Here is a 24190-nt window from a genome sequence, read left to right as displayed (position 1 = left end):
GGAGCCAAATGGCTCCGTTTTTATCCTTGTTATCCACCGCCCGAACCTGTTGCCATATTCCATAAATACAAACAGGCAAATGCAAGATAAAATATCCCTGCAATCGTCATACAAACAGTGATGAATAACCCTGGTCGTAGCGCTTTTGGCAAACGTGTGCGATTAACATAAAGCGCAGTTAGCGCGATAAAAGGCGTATGCAAAGCAGCAATAATGCCTGAAGCAGACATTACAGCAACCGGATCGCTAAAGATTAAAATGATAGCTATCGGCAATATGCCAGTCACCAAAACAACATAAAAACGTTTTAAATGACGCCGTTCAAACATGGCTAAACCTGTCACTTTTTTAAACCATGCCATGCTATTCACAATAGGACCAGATTGATTGTTTTCCCGTTTATCCCGGGTCAGAATCAATGTCATATCAGCAAAACTACGTCCCCAGCCATCTTGATTAGCAAGTACACTGCCCCCTAACGCAATAATAATGGCAGCTAATAATAGATATTCGCCAGCACTACCCCAGATATCCGAAAATAACTGGGTTAAGTCAGTTGCTACATCACTGCCTTTTGGCATCATATCTTTGGGGGCTAATAATTCTGAGCCCAACACCATAAACGAAAAAATAACTAAGAGACCCGCAACGACCCCTAGCGTCGCAGTGCCTGTCATCACACTTATCCAATCTTTTATCTTCTGATCGCGCTCAGATTCACTGCAATCTTTAGTTTCTTTGGCAGGTTCTTTGGTATCAGCTTCAGATTCATCATCGCGTTCGCGGCTTTCAAGGCCACCACCAAACCCACGCGTAGCAGTCCAATAACCGAACCACACAATCCCCATTGAACCGGCCAAAATAGTGCCTACCCAAGGCAATATAATGTATAAATCAGGTTCTTGTGGCCAACTTGGCATTAATCCTTGGGCAATCGCTGGCACATTAGGCGAGACAACCACTGCTGCAACCACGGTCGCTGCCATTAATACAATCGCCATGTAGCGACTATACTTTTCCAGCATTTTATAGCGCCCTGCAGCAACAAACAGAGTACACAAAACCACTAATAAGACTGCATATAAACTGCCATTGCCGGGTAAAAACTCTTTCAACGCGCTACCAACAATGGCGGATAAACCTGCAATTCCCACTGCTGCAGCCAGGAGTTGAGGTACTAAAATAAACCAAACAGCCCACCCTTTAGGGCCACTTAGACTAAATAATCCTTCTAACATGGTTTGACCAGAAACAATCGAAAACCTTGCCATTTCTCGGATCATAACCCACATAAAAAACACGACAAGCATTAATAACCAAGCTAATTGGTACTCATACTCAGCAGCGACTCTAGGGGTAAATAAAATAGAGCCCGTGCCAACAGCCGATAACATCCACAATAAACCAGGCCCATACCATTTGAGTTTGCTCCGGCCTTGTGGTGCAGCTTGCACCTTATTTCTCACCATAAATTGCGTCACAATACCTCCCTTTTGGCCTTAGTGTTAAAAAACCGAAGAGGACTACACTTCGGCTTCACTTACGTACGACAAAAGGTTGGGTAAAGTTTAACCGCAATAAAAAGGGGCTTTGTTAGTTTTCAGTGTTGCTTGCCTGCTGTGCGGCGGTATGGGCGACCGCAAATGCCGTGCTTTCATCACCATCATATTCTTGCATAGCGTTATTAAAAGCTTTTAAAAAAGCGCGTTTTTGGTGAGCAGTATATTGATTAACTTGCGATTGGGGTAAGTCATCTATTTTATTGTACGGCATACAAAACCTCCATTTGATACATTCGTTTACTTGCTTTATTAGCTAACGAAGTAATTCAATAAGGGTTCATTTTTTCGCGATTATTTTTTATTCTTCTCAATGGCCACTATTCAATTAAAATAGTGGCCGATGAACTTTTACATTATTTATTTGGCAACAAGGCTGTATAAATTCCGGAGGACTCGGCTGCACACCAGACGCGATTTTTTTCTCCATTGTCAAAAGAAATATCACCAACCATCATACTGCCACGACCATCATTAAAGAGCGTCCAATTTTTACCACCATCTAAACTATAAAAAGTACCGGCATTTTGTTTTTCAATCTGACTTGACTCTCTTGTCACTGCCAGCAAATAATTTTTATCAAAAGGACTCGTGCGTATTGCAGAAACAAATGGGTGGGCAAATACTTTTTTCCAGTCAGACGTTTTGTAATCACCATCCGCTTGATAAGTCGCCGACCAAATACCTCCTTCGCCCCACTCAGCTTTTGCACCTTCGCCACCCGCCGCAAGGTAAATTTGCTCAGCTTGACCATTTGAATCAGTCGCAATCCAAACATCCCATACTGACTTTATGCCGGTTGGAATTTCTGCTTTGGCCCAGCTTTGCGCAGCATTTTTGCTAATATACAAACCGCCATCGATCCAGCCCGATTGTCCTTCTGGTGCTCGATAGCGCATTACAGATGCATATAAAATATTCTCGTTATCTGGCGCTAAAATGAGCGATTTAACGGCAGTGCTGTTTTTACCTTTGGTCTGATTAGATTTATCTCGCCCACCCGCCATTTTTGGTAAATTATGATTTACGTTGCGCCAGCTCAAACCTTTATCTGTTGATTTATAAACCCCTTTGCGAGACGCTGGATTAAATATTTTAACTTGTCCCATCGGACGGTTTTCATAATCTATTGTCTCGGCCACTGCATACATGGTTTGGCCATCAGCTGTGATCCTTAAGTCGCTCCAATACACCACTTTCATTTTTGGAACAATGATGGTTTCTGGCACTTCAATTGGTTCAGAAATATATTCCAGTTTGTGGCCATTTTGGGACACTTTCATCAGCTTGCCGGTACGCTGTGACAGCGCGTAAACAACAGAAGGATCCGTTGGATCACTGGCCACAGTGGTTGGTGTTAAAAATGGCTGACCTGGCGCCCAAGTAGGTCCTTCATCAATCAACGCTGGCACAGGTCGCACGCCGACAATACCAGGGTAGTCTGGATGCGTTTGCCCAGTCGCTCGCCACAATGAATATTCATATGCTAATAAAAACATCTCACCAGGGCGGTGCGGATCAGGGATCACGGCAAACGCACCTGTGTCGGCATTGCCGTGTCCAAAATAAAGATCATCTCCCACTTGGGTATTGTCCAAACTAATCCAAAAGTCTTTGTCAGCTTGATATTTTACTGTGTAATAACCCTTTTCAGCACTGGCATATAAAGTGCCATCAGCTGCCATTGCCATACTGCGAACGCCGCGGCGACCATATCGAACAAATTCTGGGTATTTACGCGCATGAACCTGTAATTGTAAGTTGCGGTTTATTTGATTTTTTTGCCGCTTAGCCCAGTAAGTATCTTTGCTAAAACCATTACCGACTCTAAGCGCTGCATACCAACTTTTACCGCCATTAGTCGTTGCCCAAATACTGCCCGCCATAGGTTTATTAATTTTGCCACCCCACACTGATAGATACACCTGATCTGGATTATTGGGGGCAACTAAAATATCCACATAATCTTGAAAAAAAGCCGTTGGCATTTGCAGTGATTTTTCTTCGCCATTTTTTAAACCAAACCATTGTTTAGCCATGCTATGCAGTAAATTTTTACTAATAGAGAGCTGGCTTAAATCTATATATAAATTAGCGGTTATATTTTTCCAGTCGGATTCTGTTTTAATTTGCGCTATGTTTTGGCTTTTAAACACTCCCCCTTGCGAACTCACTTGGCTATCATTTATTTGATATTCCGCTTGTTTTAATAAATATACGGTGAGCGTTTCCCCATCCCATTGGTGTGCCGCTTTAACAGCCCCAGAAAATATTTTCTGCCATGGCTGATTAGGTCCAGATTTACGGTAAAAGCCCGTTGATGTAGCTGCCAGTAACATTTCTGGATAAGTGTTTAAATCAGGGTGAATGAAAATATCAAATACCGAGGTTTCTGCATCCATGCCGATATTAGATATTGCACTAATTCGGCGACTCTGTTGCTCAATATTAGTGATCTTCCAGACTTTAGGTTGGTTTATATCAATGCCGTTCAGAGGATTAGGATTGACTGCACTTCGACTGTCTTTTGTATCAACCCCATTCGCCAGATACCAAGTACCCTGCTCCGTTGGGTGCGCAACCCCTGTATACCAAGTGGAATTCGGTAACTGACCAGACGCAAACTGGCGCATCGGTGAAAAATTGATGCCTCCATCCATACTCAAATGAATCTGGCGCCCTTTTAAACCCAATACAATCTGATTATTTTTTGGGTCACTGACCACAAGACGGTCACTTAATGCGTTGCGTTCTGACCAGACCCCATTAACGGGTACTGTCGTTTGCCAATGTTTGCCACCGTCAGTGGTTAGATAGTCATTACCCATATCTGGGGCAACCCAAACTTTATTGGCATCAATACTATCTGTATATATGCCTCTATTACTGCCAGCCATACCGGGCGCAACCTGCCGCCAGAGACCTTCTACCGATTCGTTGGCGCCTGTAATAAAACTGCTTAAAGTTAAACTCACTGCCGTTAAACAACCAAATAGAGTATGTTGAGCCTTGTGAATTAATTTCATAACTAAACCTTTTATAAGTTCAAATGAACCCTGTTGATAAAACAATCGTCTGTTTAGATTATCCGAAAAATAGATTTTTAAATCATTTTGTAACTTTAATAGTAACATTGTTGTAAATATATACTTTCCAAAGTAATATTGTAAATAGTTTATTTTCATTCTTTAACAATGAGTTTTGAGAAATGAATATGTGAGATTTTGATTAAGTTTAAATTGCTTTGGTGACTTTCATGAATTCATACCACCTAGTTAAAACAATAAAACCGGAAACAAGATTTATTTTTGTAAACGCGTGTCTGCGCATAAAAGTTTGTTGCTATATATGAGTCAAAAGGAAATTAAAAGATGCTAAAAAAAACCTTACAGTCCCTGACATCTGCGTTGATAGGTTTTAGCCTATTTATTTTTAACCACTGTGCGCTGGCCGCAGCGACTCATGCTAAAGATAAACCCTATAATATTGTTTTTATAGTAACGGACGACGAAAGTTGGTTTGAGCGCAGTGCTTATGGTTTTACTAAGTTAAAAACACCGAATTTTCAAGCGATTGCCGATCAAGGCGTGTTATTTGAAAATGCTCATGCATCAGCCCCATCTTGTGCGCCATCACGTGCTAGTACCTTAACAGGCCGTCATTTTTGGCAATTAGAGCAAGGCGCTATTATTCAGGCTTGGTTACCGAAAAAGTTTCCAACCTTTGTCAGCACTTTAAAAGATAACGGCTATTTTGTTGGTCGGACTGGTAAAGGCTGGGGACCGGGAATTTTTCCGCCACAAGCACACAAACCCGATTTAGCAGGTGAAATCTATCAAGAAGTCACGTTTCCATTGCCAGCTAAAGGCATGACAGCAATCGACTATGTTGGCAATTTTGAATTTATGCTCAATAGCCGAAAAGAAAAACAGCCGTTTTTTGCATGGATAGGAATAGAAGAGCCACATGGACCTTTTAATGAAAATAACTATCAAAAACTGGCCGACGAATATGGCGTGACACCGCAGGATCTCATGGTACCGGGCAATATGCCAGACACACCTGAATATCGGAAAAAGCGTGCAAACTTTTTGTATGAAGTCATGTATGCCGATAAACAAATAGGCCGTATTCTTAATTTATTAGAACAAAAAAACGAGTTAAATAATACGCTTTTAATAGTCACCTCGGATAACGGTACAACCCCTCCTGCATCTGATTTTGCAAAAACCAGCCCATACGAAGCGGGTACTCGTGTTCCTATGGCTATAATGTTACCGGGCGCCATTCCTGCAAAACGTGTGGTTACAGACTATACCACCACAGCCGATATAGGTCCGACGATTTTAGAAGCGGCAAATGTGCCAATTCCAACCAGCATGACTGGAAAAAGTTTATGGTCAATTTTAACATCTAATAAATCGGGCCGAGTTGATCCATCACGTAATTTTGCGGTGACGGGTCTTGAATGGCATGGAGAATTTGACCCTAAAAGTTTAGCTTTTAGAGCCTATCGCAATGACAATTACGCCATTATTTTGCGCTATAACAATGTGGATAAAAATGGCAAAACCCTGAGCAATAGCGCTTTGACTGAACCAGCTAAAATTGAATTATACGACTTAAAAAAAGATATTTGGCAATTAACCGATCTGGCCCAAAATAGCCAATATCAGGGTATTAAAAACAAGCTTCTGCACGCAATAAGGGAATATGGTGTTAAGCAGCATGATCCTAGGTTTACTGGCGATATGGATATTTTTAAACAAACCCGCAAGTTTGTGATTGACCGAAAGCTGGCAGGCTATGTTGCAAATCCTTATTAAAGGTTAGTCATAAATCCGGAAAGATAGCTGACAAAAAAAATTAATAAAAAATAAACACTCACTAAATCCCTTCCAAAATATCAACTAACCCTCTGATTATTATAGATTAAATCAGAGGGTAATCGTTACCAATTTGTTATACAAAAAACATTAACCCAACAATAAAGTTTAATTATTGTGAATTTTATGTTTGTAATGTTTATTTTTATCCCCTACCTTGAATGCCGAGATGTAATACAAACAATTCTCATTTGTTTGCACTCTCGTCATAAAATTCAAACACTAACAATCCGTTTATCAATCAAAAGATCATTAAGGAGTATTCGTTTGATTAAGTTAAATTCACTCTCATTGGTTTGCGCCATCGCTTTAGTTAACTCAGTGCAAGCGGCAGAAATCAACGTTCAAAGCGCCGAAGATTGGGGCAACGGCCATTCGAGTTACCCAGCTTCAAATGTGTTAGACAATAGCTTGGATTGGTCATCTAGATGGGCAGCCTCTGGTTCACCAGTTAACTTACAACTAAATATAGGCTCGATAAAATCCGTGTCTAAAGTGGGGATCTCTTGGGGTAAAGGTGGCGAGCAAACCCATGAATTTGAAATCTGGGCACGGGCCGCAACCAGTGGCAGTTGGACCAAGGTCTACGATGGTTACAGCAGTGGTGACTCGGCTAGCATAGAGGTGTACGACATTACCGATATTGATGCTCAACAAGTCAGGGTAAAAACCTTTGGCAATAGTGCAGGCAGTGACTGGACCAACATAAAAGAAGTTAAACTTTATGATGAATCAGGGGATGGCGGGCTCGCCATTAATACAGCATTTGATGATGGCAGTGGTCACGGCAGTTATCCAGCAACCAATGTGATAGATAATAATACCAATTGGTCCTCTCGCTGGGCAGGTTCTGGCTCGCCAGTGAATTTAACTATTGAACTCAACCAAACGAGCTCAGTGACAGATCTTGGCATTGCTTGGGGACAAGGCGATAGCCGTGCTTATACATTTGAGGTATATGCCAGACCAGGAACAAGCGGCAGTTGGACCAAAGTATTCGACGATGTCAGCAGCGGCACCACGGCCGACATTGAAACATTCGACATCACCGACATTGACGCACAGCAGATCCGTATAAAAACCTTTTCGAATACTGCGGGCTCTAGCTGGACTAATATCACTGAAGTAAAAGTATATGGAAATAAAGACCCGTCCAATGATGATCCTATTGATGGTTTAGATCCAAACAAAGCGCCTTCAGAAAACTTTAATTTAAGTCAATGGTACTTAAGCGTGCCGTCAGATGATGACAACAGCGGCACCGCAGATAGTATTAAAGAAGATGCTCTGAACGCTGGATACGAAAATAGTGATTATTTTTACACCGGCTCAGATGGCGGTATGGTATTTGTTTGCCCGATCGGCGGGTACAAAACATCTACAAATACAAGCTATACTCGAACTGAATTACGCGAAATGTTACGTGCTGGCGATACCTCTATTAGCACTAAAGGGGTCAATGGCAACAACTGGGTGTTTAGCTCTGCACCAAGCTCAGCCCAAAATAGTGCCGGTGGCGTCGATGGCACACTTAAAGCCACTTTAGCCGTTAATCATGTGACTACCACAGGCGATAGTAGCCAGGTTGGCCGAGTGATTATTGGTCAAATTCATGCCGAAAATAATGAGCCTATTCGCCTCTACTATCGTAAACTTCCAGGCAACAGTAAGGGCTCAATTTATTTTGCTCACGAAGAAGCCGATAGTGATGAACTTTGGTACGAAATGATAGGTTCACGCTCGAGCTCAGCCTCGAACCCGTCTGACGGCATTGCGCTCAATGAAGTCTTTAGCTACGAAATTAACGTTACTGGTAACTTATTAACCGTTAAAATCATGCGAGATGGCAAAAGCACTATTACCGAAACGCACGATATGAGTAACAGTGGTTATGACGATGCAAGCGATTGGATGTACTTTAAAGCTGGGGTTTATAACCAAAATAATACCGGCAACAATAGTGATTATGTGCAAGCTACTTTTTATAAGTTAGAACAAAGCCATAACTAATTTGTTTTTTCGATAAAAATAATCGGCTGCGCTATGCGCGTGGCCGATTCATTATCATGGTTAAACTAGGCCTCAAGGTCATGCGGCTAATTTAAGCCCCAGAATGCCGACAAGGATTGCACCCAAACTGGCTAACTTGAGCATAGAAATACTTTCGTTAAATAGATAAATGCCTGCAATCGCAGTCCCAACGGCACCAATCCCCACCCAAATGGCATAAGCAGTACCAACAGGTAAACTTCGAACGGCCCATCCCAATAGGGCAAAGCTTGTTAACAAGCAAATAATGGTCGCCACAGACGGCCATAACTTACTAAAACCATCAGTATATTTAAGCCCGACCGCCCAGCCAATTTCGAGCAGGCCAGCAATTAATAAAATAACCCAGTTCATATGCTACTTAATTAATTGGGTCGTCCCAGGTTAGAAAAAACCGAATAAGGTCGTCCTTATTAGGTTTAGCCTTTGCAATAAGTGTTACTTAATGCTTTGCGTGACTTAACTTATCACGAATCCATAGGATTTACATCTGAACTCATTAAAAATCAAAATTAACGCTTAAATTTAAACGACGCCCATCTAACACAACCCCATAAGTATCACTGGTCACCACGCGATCAGTGACTTTATATAGACCCGCGCCTAAAATTCAGTCTGACAAGACTGTGCTACATGGCGATGCAAATCAAACAAACTCTGCAAAAAGTTGTTGTTTTTGACTTGGGCGTATTAGACACATTACAAGCGTTAGATGTAAAAGTTACAGCCGTCGCTAAAGGCATTTTGCCTAGTTACCTCAGTCAGTAATAAATCTGAGAAAAAACGATTGCAGCAAGCTTATTCGAACCAGATTATAAGCAGCTAAAAACCCTGCAACCCGACTTGATTATATTGGCTTTTAGAACTCGGCGGCCAATACCTGACGTGCAAAACAAAGATACATCACAAGACCGTGGCTTGATTCTAGTTACGGTTAAAAACAAATTTTCCCCATTCAACAGCTTGGAAAACTCAACAAGTATATTACCTAGCACCAACACCTTGGTACCTTGTAACCGGCGGTTATAACAGTGTGCTTAATACCTTAAAATCATTGAAAAAACAGTGGTAACTATCTTAATAAATTGAAAAATTTATGCATGCAAACAATGCTGGATCAAACCGGTTAAGCTGATCCAGTATTTTTATTTAACTGCCTAAACGCCACTTTATTGTGGTTTTTTTGCATATTTTTCGCACAAATATATTGCACTGTATGAAAACACAGTATACTGTATATACATACAAGTTAATGAGGTGCGGGTATGAAAGTAATTATTTCGGGTTATCAAAATAAAATTTCTATGTGTGCAGTGCAGAATCAATCGGTTGACTATCATCTTAAATTTTGGGCAAACGTGGCAAAACAGCAGGTGAAAAATAAATGGCTATGTGTAGTCGCGCCATTTAATATGCCATCTAAAGAACAGTTAACTCAGATTGGGGTGGATATAGATCGTTTATTAATGATCCATCAAAAATCGTCTGAGGCGTTGCAAACTGCAAAAAAAGCAGCCGCTGCTGGCAAATGTAGCTGTGTGGTTGCTTGGGTAAATCAGTTACCCAAGCAACACGAACTGCTTAGCGATAGCCATCAATGCTCGTTAGTCGTTATTAAAGATGATCAAGCTATTGCAGCTAATAAACGCCTAACTCAATCAGGCGCTGCTTAAGGTAAGCACCGGCAGTATATCGGTCAGATAACACAACATCAGGACGGGCGTGTAAAAACAATGGCATAGATAAGCGTGAGCCATTATCCGATAATGCCGGATTAACCACTCTGTGGGTCGTTGATGGAAAATAACCTGAAGAGGCTTCTTGTAACATATCACCTGTATTTATCACCAAATACCCAAATGCCAAAGGTATTTCAAACCATTCTCCATTATTAAGTTTTACCTCAAGCCCTTTTGCACTGGCTGCGGGTAACAAAGTAATTAAATTAATATCTTCATGCGCAGCGGCCCTAATCGCATTAGGTGTTTCATTCCCTTTTAACGGTGGATAATGCAAAATCCTTAATAAGGTATTTTGGCTGTTTTGAATCATTTCACTAAGTGGTGACTTAAAGCTTTTTTTAACGCTCGTTGGGCTAGCTTCTTCAATCCAAGACAATAGTTCAATGGCCAACTCGTTTGCCGCTTGGTAATACGCTTGAGTATTGGCTTTGAGCTCCTTTGGGCACTGCCCCCAAGGGTAATAATGAAAATATTCTTTTAAATCGCGCTGTGACGCCCCTTTAGCCGTTTCGGCCATATCCTCGCCAAAGTAGCCGTCTTGAGCGGCACTATTAATCGCATAATCAGCTTTGCTCGGCTGCTTAAAAAAGCCAGCCCATTGCTGATATAGCTGGTTCACTTGCGCCTGTTCGAGCGGATGGTTTTTAAGTACCGCAAAGCCGGTATCACGCAGCGATTGCACTAAAGCTTTCGCGGCCGATGGCCCTTGATAGTCAATTGCCTGTAACATAGCGCTGTCCAGTTAATACAAACTATAAATATAAGTATGAGTTAAATACAGGGTGATCCAAGCCATAACTCCAGCTAACAGATCATCTGCCATGATACCTACACCACCAGAAACACGGCGATCGAGCCAGTTAATGGGCCAAGGTTTGATGATGTCAAAAATTCTAAAATAAATAAAACCAATGACCACGGTTTTCCATGTGACCGGAAAAAAGGCTAGCGCGATCAGCATACCGACCACCTCATCCCAAACAATCCCAGGATGGTCATGAGTTTTTAATGCTTGTGCCGTAAAGCCGCATAAATAAAAACCAACAATGGCAAATACTAGCGTCACAGCTAAATAAACCGAAAGAGAAAGGTAAGTGGCCATCAGCCAATATACAGGGATTGCGGCAAGACTGCCAAAAGTACCTGGGGCAATTGGTATTAAACCCGAACCAAAACCAAGTGATAAAAAATGTCTTGGATCTAACCAGTTAATCAATTTTAGCTCTGGTTTTATTTTAAATAAAATGTTGGTATCCATAACTTTGAGTCTCGTAAGGTGCACCCTGATGCATTAATTTTAGTGCTTTTTCAGATGTAATGCGGCCTATCGCCGTCACTGGCACTTGGCACTGCTCGGCAAGCTCTTGTACTTTATCCCAAGCTGATTCTGCAATGGTAAAACAGAGCTCGTAATCATCGCCGCCCCCGAGCGCCAACTCAACGGCCTTTTTCTGGGAAAAACTCTCAGTTAACCAAGGTGACAGCGGCAGCTTTTCTATATTGATTTGGGCACCGTAACGTGACGCTGCTAATATGTGTTTTAGGTCGGCTAACAAACCATCTGAGATATCAATTGCACATGAGCTGTACTTAGCTAAACCTTGCGCAAAATGGTAGCGGGCTTGCGGATAATGAAAGCGTTTCAATAACGCTTGTTCGGCGGCAGCATCCGCTAATTTGATTTGTTTAAGTAAGATTTTTAGCGCGCCTGCTGCATCACCTACAGTGCCTGTAACGCAGATTAAATCGTTCTCTTTGGCTTGACTGCGTAACATAGCTCGTTGCTCTGTAACCTTGCCCATCGCTGTAATTGTTATAGACAGCGGACCGGATGTTGTATCACCACCGATTAAATAAATGCCAGATTCATTGGATAAATCACGTAAACCTTGACTAAAACCGGCCAGCCAAGCTTCGTTATTAGCCAGCTCTTTTGGCAAACTAACAGCTAGATTAAACCATTCGGGTTTAGCGCCCATGGCGGCTAAATCACTTAAATTGGTGGCAAGCGCGCGATAAGCCAAAGCGTGTGGATCTATGTCTGGTAAAAAATGAGTACCACTATTGAGGGTATCTGTGGTGATGGCAATCAGCTCTTTGCTATCTTGAGCAACTTTTATTAGCGCACAGTCATCGCCCTTATCCAGAACAACCGACGCGGGTTGCCCGGGTAAGGAAAAATAACGTGAAATAATATCAAACTCAGCCACGCAGGGCCCTATTTACCATAAGGGCGAAGGTTTTTTACAGCTTTATCTAACACACCATTTACAAATTTGTGGCTATCATCAGCTGCAAATATTTTAGCCACCTCAATGGCTTCGTTAATAACGACTCGGTAAGGAACATCCGGGCAGAATTTTAACTCGTAAGCAGCAACCCTTAGTACGGCCAGTTCAACCATATCGACTTCGTCAGCCGGGCGCGCTAAATACTCAGCAAAGTCCTGATCTAATGCTTTAGCGTTTTTAACTGTGCCATCAACCAAACGACGATAATAACTAACATCAAACGCGTTGTTATCCACTTCTTCTAAGGTTGCTTCAATAATTTTTGATGCAGTATTTTCACTGGCTTGCCAGGCATATACCGACTGAGTTGCCAGTTCACGAGAACGGCGTCTATGTGAAGGTTTCAACGATAGGCTCCTATATTTGACCTAATACGTTAACCATTTCAAGCGCGCTCAGAGCCGCTTCACCGCCTTTATTACCCATTTTAGTGCCCGCACGTTCAATGGTTTGTTCAATTGTATCTGTTGTTAATACACCAAAAGCTAACGGAATTGAGTACTCTAACGATACTTGCGCCAAACCTTTATTGCATTCATTCGCCACAAAATCAAAATGTGGTGTGCCACCACGGATCACAGCGCCTAATGCAATGATTGCATCATATTTGCCTGACTCAGCTACTTTTTTTGCAATCAAAGGCAACTCATATGCACCTGGGCAACGAACAATAGTAATGTCGTCATCAGCAACCTGACCGTGGCGTTTTAACGTATCAATGGCGCCTTCAACCAAACTCTCTACGATAAAGCTGTTAAAACGAGAAACAACAATGGCAAACTTTTTACCTTGTGCTGGAAATGCACCTTCAATTACTTGCATCTTTTAAACCTTTTAATTTCATCTATGGGCGCGAATTTTAGCAAAAATTTGCGCCGCAGGGTATTTATTCTTCGACGTAATCAACTACTTCTAAACCAAAACCACCTAACGAGTGATAACGTTTTTGCGAGCTTAATAATCGCATTTTGCCAACATTCAAGGCCGCTAAAATCTGTGAACCGACACCAACAGTGCGTGAAGTGCCTCGCCAAGACCCTGTTGTGCGTAGAGGTTTGCCCTGATCTTCGGCCTCAAACGCTTTAACCTTGGCGATGAGTTCTTGCGGTGTTTCATTCTTGCCTAACAAAACAAGCACACCACCTTCTTTGGCTATTTTTTCCAGAGCGTGGTGCAACTCCCAGCTTTTTGATGCTTCGCGGGTTGAGCGTAACAAATCAGCCAGCACATTAGTAACATGCACCCTGACTAAAACAGGTTGATCAGGCGTTATCTCTGTATTTTTAAGCGCAAAGTGAACCTGTCCGTCAATGGTATCCACAAAGGTTACTAAATCGAACTCACCAAACTCGGTTGGCAATTTACATTGACCAATTTTTTCAATGGTCGTTTCAGTATTATTGCGGTACTCAATTAAGTCAGCAATAGTGCCGATTTTAATGTCGTGTTTTTTGGCAAATACTTCTAACTCAGGACGGCGCGCCATAGTGCCATCTTCATTGAGGACTTCAACAATGACACCTGCGGGCTCTAACCCGGCCAAACGCGCTAAATCACACCCCGCTTCAGTATGGCCAGCTCTATTTAAGACACCACCATCCTGCGCCATAATTGGAAAAATATGGCCTGGCTGCACTACGTCTTCCGGTTTAGCGTTTTTGGCAACCGCGGCTTTTACAGTTGTAGCCCTATCTGCCGCTGAGATACCCGTTGTAACCCCTTCTGCAGCTTCAATTGACAAAGTAAAGTTAGTGCCAAATTGTGCTTTGTTACGGTCAACCATTAACGGTAAATCAAGTTGCTCGCAACGGTCACGAGTTAAGGTTAAACAAATTAACCCGCGACCATGAGTGGCCATAAAATTGATCACTTCTGGCGTACAATGTTCTGCGGCAACGATGAGATCACCTTCGTTTTCTCTATCTTCGTCATCCATCAAGATCACAATTTTACCTTGACGAATATCTTCGATGATTTCTGCTGCTGAGTTTAACTTCATATTTTTTACCTTATTTAAGCATGCCACTTTTTTGCAGCAGATCCAAAGTCACACCACCTTGTGGGATCTCTCGTGCTTGCATTAGACGTTCTAAATAACGGGCAATCACATCCACTTCTATGTTGATTCTAGCACCCGGCTGCCAATCTTTTATCGATGTGACTTCCGTGGTATGAGGGATAATGGTTAACCGAAAAAACCGTCCATTCACTTCATTCACGGTTAAACTAATGCCATCAAGCGTGATAGAACCTTTTTCTGCAATATAGTGAGCGAGCTCTGCCGGTGCTTCAATCCAATAATCTGTTGCATTGGCATTGGCAGAGACTCTGTCTACACGAGCAACCCCATCAACATGACCACTGACGATATGTCCCCCTAAACGGGTTGTGGGCAAACAAGCTTTTTCAAGGTTAACTAAGTCTCCTGCTTGTTGATCGGCCAATTTAGTGCGTTTAATGGTTTCAGCTGATACGTCTGCTGAAAAGCTTTGGCCTGTATAATGGGTCACTGTTAAACAAACACCATTCACGGCTATACTATCACCCAGCGCCACATCGGAGAGATCCAGTTGACCTGTATTAATGACTAATTCAAAGTCGCCCCCTTTGGGTTTAATTTGCTCGATAGTGCCTACGCATTCGATAATTCCGGTGAACATGTTTTAGATAGCCTTTAAAATTAGTTTTAAATCATTGCCAACGCGTGTTTGACTAACATATTGCCAGCGACTGGCATTTTCAAGCTGGCTAAGGGCATTAAATTCAACCAAACGGCGAGTTTGTTGACCTAACAATATAGGGGCTTGATAAATAATTAACTCATCAACTAAATTTTCATCAATTAGCGCGCCAGCTAATTGGCTGCCCGCTTCAACCCAAATATCATTGTATTCTTGTACCCCAAGTTGTTTAAACAACTCACTTAACTGAACTTGGTCGTTTTTATCATTTTTAGTAACAGTTAAAAATTTAACCGTATCAGGCCAATTCCCAGAACGATGTTCTGTTCCAACTAAAGTCACTGACTGGCCGTCATTAAACATTTTATAATCAGGCGTTAGTTTATGCTTACTATCAATTACCAACCTTTCAGGCTGACGTATTTCACCCGGATACTCAAAGTTTAATTCGGCTGCTCTGACATTCAGAATTGGGTCGTCAGCCAGTACTGTACCCGAACCGGTTAAAATTGCTGAACTTTTTGCTCGATAACCTTGTACATCGCGTCTAGCAGCTGCGCCGGTGATCCATTGACTTTGTCCGGATGCCATCGCTGTGGCACCATCTAGACTGCAAGCCAATTTTAATCTTACATAAGGTAAACCTGTACGCATGCGTTTTAAAAAACCAGGATTAAGTTGCTCGCAGGCTGCCTCTAAACATTCGGTGATCACGTAGATGCCTGCGTCACGCAATTTTTGAATGCCACGGCCACTCACCTTTGGATTTGGATCTTGCATCCCGACAACAACGCGTGCGACCCCCGCTCGAATTAAAGCGTCAGCACAAGGCCCCGTTCGTCCAGTGTGTGAACAAGGTTCTAAGGTGACATACACACAACTTCCACGAGCCATACTACCGGCTTGTTCTAACGCATGACGTTCGGCGTGCGGTCCACCGGCTATTTTATGATAACCACGACCTATCACTTGACCGTCTTTTACTATTACACAACCAACGTTTGGATTAGGGTGAGTAGTAAAGCGACCTTGCTCTGCCAGTTTGATGGCCTGCGCCATGTATTGAAAATCTTGTTGCGTTAAAACACTCATAGATCCTCCTGCGCTTTAATGTGCTTACCTTTATTTAAACCAGCAATTGCTTGGCCGAACTCTTCAATGTCTTGAAAACAGCGATAGACAGACGCAAAACGCACATATGCGACCTGATCCACTTGAGCCAGTTTACTCATTAAAATATTGCCTATGTGCTGGCTTTCAACTTCTCGCTCTCCAGTGGCTCTTAACTCAGATTCAAGCTGACTGATTAAGGTTTCAATTTGTTCTGTGCTGACGGGCCTTTTTTCTAACGCCCGCATGAGCCCATTACGGAGTTTGTTTTCGTTGTAGGGTTCACGAGTGCCATCGGTTTTAATCACTCTAGGCATCACTAATTCGGCCGTTTCAAAAGTGGTAAAACGTTCACTGCAACTGAGGCACTGACGTCTCCGTCTAACTTGGTTACCGTCAGCGACCAGGCGACTATCGATAACTTTAGTTTCTAGCTCACTACAAAAAGGACAGTGCATAAATAATAAACCCGATAACAAAAAAGGCCGCAAAGGCGGCCTGATTATAGCTAAATAAAGCTAAAATTGTTAGCTAGCAAAAAATTATGCGTAAACTGGTAGTTTTTCGCAAACTGCAATCACTTTTTGTTTAACTTGTTCGATAACAGCTTCGTCTTGAATGTTATCTAATACATCACAAATCCAACCGGCTAAGTCTTTAGCTTCTGCTTCTTTAAAACCACGACGTGTAATAGCAGGCGTACCAATGCGCAAACCTGAAGTCACAAAAGGTGAGCGAGGATCGTTTGGTACAGAGTTTTTATTTACAGTAATGTTTGCAAGCCCTAACGCAGCATCTGCTTCTTTACCTGTGATATCTTTGTCGATAAGGTCAACTAAGAATAGGTGGTTTTCAGTTTTACCAGAAACCACTTTGTAACCGCGCGATTGTAACACTTCGACCATAGCCTGAGCGTTTTTAACCACTTGGTTTTGGTAAGATTTAAACTCTGGCTGCATGGCTTCTTTAAAAGCAACTGCTTTTGCGGCGATTACATGACATAAAGGACCACCTTGGCCGCCTGGGAATACTGCGCTGTTTAATTTTTTATGTAACGCTTCGTCATCTTTTGCAGACAAAATCAAACCACCGCGAGGACCAGCTAAAGTTTTGTGAGTGGTGGTAGTCACTACATCAGCATATGGCATTGGTGACGGATAAACACCCGCAGCAATTAAACCAGCAACGTGAGCCATATCAACCAGTAAGTAAGCACCAACTTTATCTGCAATCTCGCGTAAACGAGCCCAGTCAACTACTAATGAATAAGCAGAAAAACCACCAATAATCATTTTAGGCTTGTGCTCTAATGCCAACGCTTCAACTTGCTCATAATCAATTTCGCCAGTTTCTGGATTCAATCCATACTGAACTGCATTGTAGTGCTTGCCAGAAAAGTTTACATGAGCACCATGCGTTAAGTGACCACCGTGTGCCAAGCTCATACCTAAAACAGTATCGCCTGGTTGTAACAATGCTTGGAACACAGCACCATTTGCTTGTGAACCAGAATGCGGCTGCACATTGGCATAAACAGACCCAAATAACTCATTAGCACGATCAATTGCTAATTGCTCAACTACGTCAACATGCTCACAGCCGCCATAATAACGTTTGCCCGGATACCCTTCGGCATATTTGTTGGTCAGTTGTGAACCCTGAGCTTCAAGTACACGCGGGCTGGCATAGTTTTCTGAAGCAATCAGCTCGATATGCGCTTCTTGGCGGGCAGTTTCCTGCTCCATAGCCTGAAACAATTCTGAATCAAAATCAGCAATATTCATGTTACGAGTTAACATGGTGTCTCCTGTAAATCAACACGGATGGATATTAGAAAACGCGTATTGTATTGCAAACCGTCGATTTTTCCTACTGCAAAAGGCAGCTTTTATTTCAATGCCCTTTTGAAGTTTATTCAATTACCACAATTATCTTGTGGCAAATAAAAAAAAACACCAAAGATGTTTAACCTTTTAGACTAAATCTGTTTATTATATAAACAATAGCCTTGATTCAAGAGTAACGGATGTTTTTAACAGGAGTTCAATGATGAATATTCGCAATCTACAACAAGCATTAACGGATTTAGGTTTTGATCCAGGCCCCATTGATGGGATTCCTGGGCGGCGCACTCGGCAAGCCATTATAGCGTTTCAAAGCGCGAACAGTTTGTTAGCCGATGGCATTGTTGGCCCACAAACGCGGGCTGTAATTAACCAACAAATTCAATTAAATTTGCAACCCGACCCTTTTCAAATACCCGTTAGCATGCCTTGGATGTTTGCCGCGCACAATTTATTAGGTACTCAAGAGCAGCCGGGCCGTGGCTCTAATGAGGCCATTATAGGTTGGGCTCAAGAGTTAGAAATGACCTCTTATGATGATGATGATATTCCTTGGTGCGGGCTGTTTGTAGCACATTGCATTGCGGCTCAGCTACCATACGAAGCGCTGCCTAATAACCCTTTAGGCGCTAGACAGTGGCAACATTTTGGCCACAGTGTCACGCCACGGTTTGGCAGCTTAATGGTGTTTTGGCGCGGTAGCCGAGATGGCTGGCAAGGTCATGTGGGTTTTTACTGGGCCGAAGATGAACAGGCGTATCAAATTTTGGGTGGCAACCAATCCAATGCTGTTACCATTACTCGGATTGCTAAAAACCGCCTTATAGATGCCAGATGGCCCACCACTGGCATAAATTCAGACGCTCAAATTAGAATAGCTGCAAACAATGGTAAGTTATTATCCATGAACGAGGCTTAAAGGCGCAACTACCGACGCCTTTAAGCTGGTAACTAACCCTGCTCAGCAGGTTGTTATTGAATGGCAACTTCAAGTGCATTGTCAAACCGCAGCTCATCTTCCGTTTCGCCTGCGTTAACCTGAACCTCTAAGGTACTGATAATAGTTAACGTCTCATCTTGCTCTGGATCATCATTTAAATCACAAGTTAAAGCTAAGCTATATTCGCCGGTGGGCACAAAACCAATCTCAAAGTTGTATTCGCTTGCGCCATCAAAATACACTTGAGTAGCGGCAAAAGCTTCATTATTAACGTCACCAAAATCGCCCATCTCTGTTACAGCTACGTCAGCCCCATGGTATAAATATACATTCGCTACAGGCTGGTTTAAATTGCTTGGTGTTACCGGACAATCTTGATTTAATAATAAAGTTTCAGACACCTCGCCCTTAAGGTGACCAACTGTCAGGTTATTGACTAACCGCACCCCTCTAGGTTTTAAAAAATAGGTATCTTGTCCAACAGGATTGGTCATTGATTTTTTTAAATCAAACTCAAGAGTATAAGCTAAGGTATCGCCGGCTCCAACAACAAAACCATCCATTTTTAATTGATTAGAGGGTACAGTCACAGCAACTTTTTGCTCGCTATCTGCTATGGTCGCATAAGATCCTTCGGCAATAGTTAAACGCAATTGACTATACTCGCCCGCTGGAATCTCGACTTGGTTCAACAATGCCACAGATGCTTGCCCTGGATAGGACATTAGATCAATCCCTACCGTGTTTGCAATCACGTTATCATTTTCGTCACGACATAAATTATTAGCCGGGATCGTATTCGCATCAGCACCAAGTTGAAAACTTTGTTTTTCCCCAGATTTAGCATTGAGTTCGATCTGATTAAAACAAATAACGACAGAAGAGAGTTGTGGTACTGGCGCATCGCTTACAGCCAGTGAGAAGCGACCACTCGTTTGCTCTGAAGAACTATCATCTCCGCCTGAACCGCCACAACCCGATAAAATTATACCTGCCGACAATACCGAACCAATCATTAAATTTTTTACCATAATATAAGCTCCTTACCACTTTGTCTTAATGCTAAAAATTTAACATAGTTGAAACTGGCAATCAGTTTAGAATGCCAAACTGTGAGACAGATTTAACATGATTGAAGCAAAAATCCTGATTCAATCCAATGACTACTGTGAGTAAACCATGTAAGCAAAGCTTGAAAACCTGGGCTGGTATATAAAATTTAATCACCTTGATATCGTAAAAGAGGACACCAAGGTGGCGGGTGACCGACTAAAACAAGTAAGAAGCCGATAGCTTAAATGCTCGGCCATAGACTGTGTTTGATCTAAGCGCAGACTTGACCGAATCATAGGTTCTAAGCTGACTATCCAATAAGTTACTCGCGTTGAAGGTAACCGTTATCTGCTCATCATATTGATACTGAGCAGTAAAAGATAAATCTTCATAGGTATCAAAATAAGCACCCGTATTAGCCGAGCTGATTGAATTAAGGTATTCATCTCGCCAGTTATAAGCTAATCGAAGATTATATTGGTCCTTTTCGTAGTACAGAATAGCGTTAATATTATTTTCGGACAGACCCGGAAAACTTAAGGTACGGCCACTAGAGTCTGTCATCGGTGTTTCGCCATCAATAAAGGTGTAGGTTAATAGAGTACCTAAACCTTCTAACACCTCTAATGGTTGCTGGTAAGCAACTTCCAGCCCTTTAACTTTTGCCCCATCGCCGTTTATTTCGCGTGTAACCAAGTAATCAACACCCTTGATATTTTCTGTTTGTGTTTGAGTAACAATAAAGGTATTGATGTCTTTATAAAATAGACCGCCTGAAAGCATTGAGTCTTGATTAAAATACCACTCAAGTGATATATCATATTGATTTGCTTCAAACGGATTTAAATCGGGTGCGCCTCCGCTAGCCACTGGCGGTGTGCCTTCTGGAAACAGTCGGATATTATTACGTAACGAACTGGTTGCTGGATACGACACAACTTTGGCTGTTCCCATTCGCAGTAATAAATCCGGTTGCAGCTCTATTTTGGCGACGGCGGATGGCATTAAGTGACTATCATCCCGATTAAAAGTTTGATCGCTTAACTCACCACTATTTTCGACCACTCCTGTTGAATCTAACGACCGGCTAAGATACCGTAAACCAAAGTTACCACTAATAGGAAAGTCCATCAGCTCACTTAAAAAATTAGCTTTTGTATAAAGTGCGGTAAAGGTCTCTTCAATGTTAAACGCATTTTGTGGCCCGGGCGCATCCTGACCAGAAATACATCTAGCTTGTTTATCTTGCTCTAAATAATCGGCTAGCCCCATGCAGCCAGCCACACCGCCCCCACTAAAGGGCAATTTGGCAAAGGTTAAAAACTCACGCGGAACTCCCTCTAACTCACCTTTCATGTAGTCGTGATTAGTATGAAGTTTAACTATGCCATCTTCATATAGCTCGGTCACACCACCGGCTGGCGCAAAGCTGGTATCGAAATAACGCAATTGGTGTTTACTGGTTTCTAATTGCTGTCGATAAGCACCAAATTCCACGCTAGAAATAATATCTTGATCCAGAGTCCAATCAATATCGACACGCATAGTGTTATCTATCGAGTTATCAAAAAACTGCTGAAAAAACATTACAGGTACATTAAATTGCTCGCTCGCTGAAAAGTCCTGTTTATAATCATAACGGCCAAAATCGCCATCACTTAAATCAAATTCTATTTGCTTTTTATCGATAGTTTGCAAACGCGCATACTGCTGATCATATAAACCTTCAGACTCTGTGTAAGCGTATTCTGCAAAAAGGGAAAGATTGTCTGTGATAAACCACTTGGCATTCACCGCAGTTGATGCAATCGCTGATGAAATATCGGCATACTCAACGTTGGTATTACTGTTTTGCTCTACAACACCTGAAATTAGTACTTCTTGTTGATTGAAGTTTGCATTGCGATAAGTCACCCCAGAGCCTACATAAGCGAGCCAGTAACGCGCTCGTTCTGACTCTAATTTAGAGTCAAAATGGTCAACTGTTAGTACCAGCGAGTCAGTCGCTTGATACTGAACGACCGCATTTAAACCACGGCGATCACGCTCTTCGCCAATTTGCCATTGACGAGGATCTAAATGCAAGATCCCATCAACTCCGTCGTTATTCACATCACTACTTATCGGTGAACCTTGCGCGTCTAAATAGGTTGCTAACTCATTGGTTGCGCGACCATACCCCGAATAAGTGCCCAAGCCCTGCTCCATGCTTTCACGTGATGATTGATTAAAATTAATGAGCAGACCTAACTTGTCGTCTAAAAATGTATTTGAATATAAGCCATATATTTCATGGCCAAAACCGCCCAGCTCTTCATCTTGCACCCCCAACGACAAAGCACCTCGTTCGCCAAGTTTATCAAACGGCTTGTGTGTTACTATATTTACAACACCACCTAAACCTCCAGAAACTTGATCGGCCGCAGATAGCTTTTCAACTTCCATGCGATTAATCAACGCAGAGGGCACTGTACCTAACAAACCATAAGTTGAAGTACCTAGCTGATCCGGACCACTAGCCCCGCGCCCTGCAGAGTCCCAGACCTGACGGCCGTTCAACAAGGTCACATTTTGTTTAAGCCCACGAATTGAGATATCACTGCCCTGACCTATACCCCTATCAATTTGCACCCCCGGTATTCTGCCCAACGATTCAGCCACAGTGGTGTCTGGCAGTTTACCGACATCTGACGCAACAATGGCATCAACAAATTGATTATCGAATCTCTTATGGTTAACAGCTTCACTTAAACTTCGACTGATATTGCCACGAACTTCAATCACTTCGGTACCATCACTTGATGCTGCCTGCAACTCTGCTGAGGCAATGCAGGCAAAAATACATCCGGATAAATAGGTTAACTTTTTACTGTCTTTGTTAGTCACAAGCGCCTTCCTTTTGATTATTTCAACGTCAACACAGTTGCTAATATAGCGACAAAAATAAAAATGTAAAGAGAGCTTGTTAATAAATAGGTTGCTTTTAAGTGGATTTGTTAAATAAATATTTAATAGTTTCTATAACCTCTGAAGGTTATCAAAACCGGTTGAACTGGTTTAATTGAGCCGGACACTTTAATAATGGACAATGTCCAAATATTGAGGTGTTAAATGAAAAAAACGAAAAAACAAAACTTATACAACCGAATTTAAGCAAGAAGCAGTTGCTTTAGGCACTGAGCAAGGTTATTCAGTTTCAGAGGCCGCAGTCTCTTTAGGGATCACCACCAAACTTATTTACAATTGGAAAGCTAAATTCGAAGAACAACAAGCTGGTAATTCATTAAATGAAGATGAGCGCGCAGAGCTAAAGCGCCTAAGAAAAGAAAACAAAGATCTCAAAATGGAGAAAGAGATCTTAAAAAGGCCAGCGCCGTCTTTGCGAGAGAAATGAAGTATCAGTTCATTAAAGAAAATAGCCAAGTTTTTCGAGTTATAAAATTATGCCCAGCTATGAAGGTGGGTATCTCAAGTTATTACGCATGGCTGGCGCGTCCAGCAAAGCTTATAACGGCCAAAGAGCTGCATCTTTATCGCAGAGCCAAGACGTTGCTTAAACGCAGCAGAGAAAGCTTAAGTTACCGTGAGTTATGCAAGAACTTACGCAAAGAAGGTTTTAAAATAACACGCTATAAAACAAGAAAGTTAATGGCGAAACTCGATTTAGTGGTTAAACAACGATTGGCTTAAAAAGTGACAACTAAGCGTAAGCACTCTAAAGCAGTTGCGGATAATTTGCTTAATCAGAGCTTTAATCCGGTAGCACCGAATCAAATTTGGGCTGGCGATGTGACATATTAAGAACTGGCGAAGGCTGGATGTATCTAGCCATTGTTATGGACTTATATTCTCGTCGTATTGTTGGTTGGCATATTGATAGACGCATGACGACCGATTTGGCCAGTAAAGCGTTGATAAAAGCGTATAACTTACGGCAACCGCCTGAGTACGGCTTATCAAAGGGCTGGTATAGATGAGGGCAGTGCTGCATTTGCTGTGGGTCATAAAGGCGGTAAGACAATGACATATGGTTAC

The 24190-nt window shown here is 42.2% G+C and carries 21 protein-coding genes and 1 pseudogene; 6 read left to right on the top strand and 16 right to left on the bottom strand.

Annotation, left to right across the window (positions count from 1 at the left end; translation table 11 throughout):
- Positions 1–29: 29 nt before the first annotated feature.
- From C727_RS0106600 to C727_RS0106590, 3 genes are all read right to left on the bottom strand, one after another.
- Complete coding sequence (locus tag C727_RS0106600) at positions 30–1481, bottom strand: Nramp family divalent metal transporter (RefSeq protein WP_017444840.1); 1452 nt, start codon at positions 1479–1481, stop codon at positions 30–32.
- Positions 1482–1593: 112 nt separating this feature from the next.
- A complete protein-coding gene (locus tag C727_RS0106595) occupies positions 1594–1773 on the bottom strand; it encodes a hypothetical protein (protein WP_017444839.1) in 180 nt (59 codons plus the stop codon).
- Positions 1774–1915: 142 nt separating this feature from the next.
- Positions 1916–4585 carry a sialidase family protein gene (locus C727_RS0106590; RefSeq protein ID WP_155949179.1) on the bottom strand — a complete coding sequence of 890 codons (2670 nt, stop codon included), beginning with the start codon at positions 4583–4585 and terminating at the stop codon, positions 1916–1918.
- A 345-nt stretch (positions 4586–4930) separates the two neighbouring features.
- Between C727_RS0106590 and C727_RS0106585 the strand changes: the two genes are divergently transcribed.
- Both C727_RS0106585 and C727_RS0106580 read left to right on the top strand, forming a co-directional pair.
- Positions 4931–6385 carry a sulfatase family protein gene (locus C727_RS0106585; RefSeq protein ID WP_017444837.1) on the top strand — a complete coding sequence of 485 codons (1455 nt, stop codon included), beginning with the start codon at positions 4931–4933 and terminating at the stop codon, positions 6383–6385.
- A 327-nt stretch (positions 6386–6712) separates the two neighbouring features.
- Positions 6713–8455, top strand: a complete 1743-nt coding sequence (locus tag C727_RS0106580) for a polysaccharide lyase family 7 protein (RefSeq protein WP_017444836.1) — start codon at positions 6713–6715, stop codon at positions 8453–8455.
- 78 nt (positions 8456–8533) lie between these two features.
- On the opposite strand, the gene sugE is transcribed toward C727_RS0106580, so the two are convergent.
- A complete protein-coding gene (sugE, locus tag C727_RS0106575; protein WP_017444835.1) occupies positions 8534–8848 on the bottom strand; it encodes a quaternary ammonium compound efflux SMR transporter SugE in 315 nt (104 codons plus the stop codon).
- Positions 8849–9127: 279 nt separating this feature from the next.
- On the opposite strand from sugE, the gene C727_RS19885 reads away from it, so the two are divergent.
- On the top strand, positions 9128–9262 hold the full coding sequence (locus C727_RS19885) for a hypothetical protein (RefSeq protein WP_017444834.1): 135 nt from the start codon (positions 9128–9130) through the stop codon (positions 9260–9262).
- 497 nt (positions 9263–9759) lie between these two features.
- Positions 9760–10167, top strand: a complete 408-nt coding sequence (locus C727_RS0106565; RefSeq protein WP_017444833.1) for a hypothetical protein — start codon at positions 9760–9762, stop codon at positions 10165–10167.
- On the opposite strand, the gene C727_RS0106560 is transcribed toward C727_RS0106565, so the two are convergent.
- The 10 genes from C727_RS0106560 to glyA all read right to left on the bottom strand — a co-directional run bounded on the left by C727_RS0106560 (position 10133) and on the right by glyA (position 18117).
- Entirely contained in the window at positions 10133–10966 is an 834-nt protein-coding gene (locus C727_RS0106560) for an isopenicillin N synthase family dioxygenase (RefSeq protein ID WP_017444832.1), read from the bottom strand. The genes C727_RS0106565 and C727_RS0106560 overlap by 35 nt on opposite strands.
- 12 nt (positions 10967–10978) lie before the next feature.
- Positions 10979–11494 (bottom strand): phosphatidylglycerophosphatase A family protein, encoded by a 516-nt coding sequence (locus C727_RS0106555; RefSeq protein ID WP_017444831.1) that lies wholly within the window; start codon positions 11492–11494, stop codon positions 10979–10981.
- Positions 11472–12446, bottom strand: a complete 975-nt coding sequence (gene thiL / locus C727_RS0106550) for a thiamine-phosphate kinase (RefSeq protein ID WP_017444830.1) — start codon at positions 12444–12446, stop codon at positions 11472–11474. The genes C727_RS0106555 and thiL overlap by 23 nt, the downstream gene beginning before the upstream one ends.
- A gap of 8 nt (positions 12447–12454) precedes the next feature.
- Entirely contained in the window at positions 12455–12874 is a 420-nt protein-coding gene (nusB, locus tag C727_RS0106545) for a transcription antitermination factor NusB (RefSeq protein ID WP_017444829.1), read from the bottom strand.
- Positions 12875–12884: 10 nt separating this feature from the next.
- Entirely contained in the window at positions 12885–13349 is a 465-nt protein-coding gene (ribH, locus tag C727_RS0106540; RefSeq protein ID WP_017444828.1) for a 6,7-dimethyl-8-ribityllumazine synthase, read from the bottom strand.
- Between the two features lie 64 nt (positions 13350–13413).
- The gene (gene ribBA, locus C727_RS0106535) at positions 13414–14526 is read right to left on the bottom strand and encodes a bifunctional 3,4-dihydroxy-2-butanone-4-phosphate synthase/GTP cyclohydrolase II (RefSeq protein WP_017444827.1); all 1113 of its coding nucleotides are present in this window, start codon (positions 14524–14526) and stop codon (positions 13414–13416) included.
- 10 nt (positions 14527–14536) lie between these two features.
- Positions 14537–15187 (bottom strand): riboflavin synthase, encoded by a 651-nt coding sequence (locus tag C727_RS0106530; RefSeq protein WP_017444826.1) that lies wholly within the window; start codon positions 15185–15187, stop codon positions 14537–14539.
- 3 nt (positions 15188–15190) lie between these two features.
- A complete protein-coding gene (gene ribD / locus C727_RS0106525; protein WP_017444825.1) occupies positions 15191–16300 on the bottom strand; it encodes a bifunctional diaminohydroxyphosphoribosylaminopyrimidine deaminase/5-amino-6-(5-phosphoribosylamino)uracil reductase RibD in 1110 nt (369 codons plus the stop codon).
- Positions 16297–16776 (bottom strand): transcriptional regulator NrdR, encoded by a 480-nt coding sequence (nrdR, locus tag C727_RS0106520; RefSeq protein WP_026052594.1) that lies wholly within the window; start codon positions 16774–16776, stop codon positions 16297–16299. The genes ribD and nrdR overlap by 4 nt, the downstream gene beginning before the upstream one ends.
- Before the next feature lie 84 nt (positions 16777–16860).
- Positions 16861–18117, bottom strand: coding sequence for a serine hydroxymethyltransferase (gene glyA / locus C727_RS0106515; RefSeq protein WP_017444823.1), 1257 nt, complete (start codon positions 18115–18117; stop codon positions 16861–16863).
- A gap of 250 nt (positions 18118–18367) precedes the next feature.
- On the opposite strand from glyA, the gene C727_RS0106510 reads away from it, so the two are divergent.
- A complete protein-coding gene (locus C727_RS0106510) occupies positions 18368–19081 on the top strand; it encodes an NlpC/P60 family protein (protein ID WP_017444822.1) in 714 nt (237 codons plus the stop codon).
- 53 nt (positions 19082–19134) lie between these two features.
- On the opposite strand, the gene C727_RS0106505 is transcribed toward C727_RS0106510, so the two are convergent.
- Positions 19135–20133: a DUF4382 domain-containing protein gene (locus C727_RS0106505; protein WP_017444821.1), complete on the bottom strand. Its 999-nt coding sequence runs from the start codon at positions 20131–20133 to the stop codon at positions 19135–19137.
- A gap of 238 nt (positions 20134–20371) precedes the next feature.
- Positions 20372–23041: a TonB-dependent receptor gene (locus C727_RS0106500; protein ID WP_017444820.1), complete on the bottom strand. Its 2670-nt coding sequence runs from the start codon at positions 23039–23041 to the stop codon at positions 20372–20374.
- A gap of 232 nt (positions 23042–23273) precedes the next feature.
- Between C727_RS0106500 and C727_RS19755 the strand changes: the two are divergent.
- Positions 23274–24096, top strand: a pseudogene (locus C727_RS19755) (IS3 family transposase); the annotation flags it as partial.
- Positions 24097–24190 lie beyond the last annotated feature (94 nt).

The organism is Gayadomonas joobiniege G7 (assembly GCF_000300815.1).
In the GTDB taxonomy this organism is placed as follows: Bacteria; Pseudomonadota; Gammaproteobacteria; order Enterobacterales; family Alteromonadaceae; genus Catenovulum; species Catenovulum joobiniege.
The sequence above is the reverse complement of the archived record's forward strand: the minus strand, read 5'-3'. Positions and strand labels throughout refer to the sequence as shown.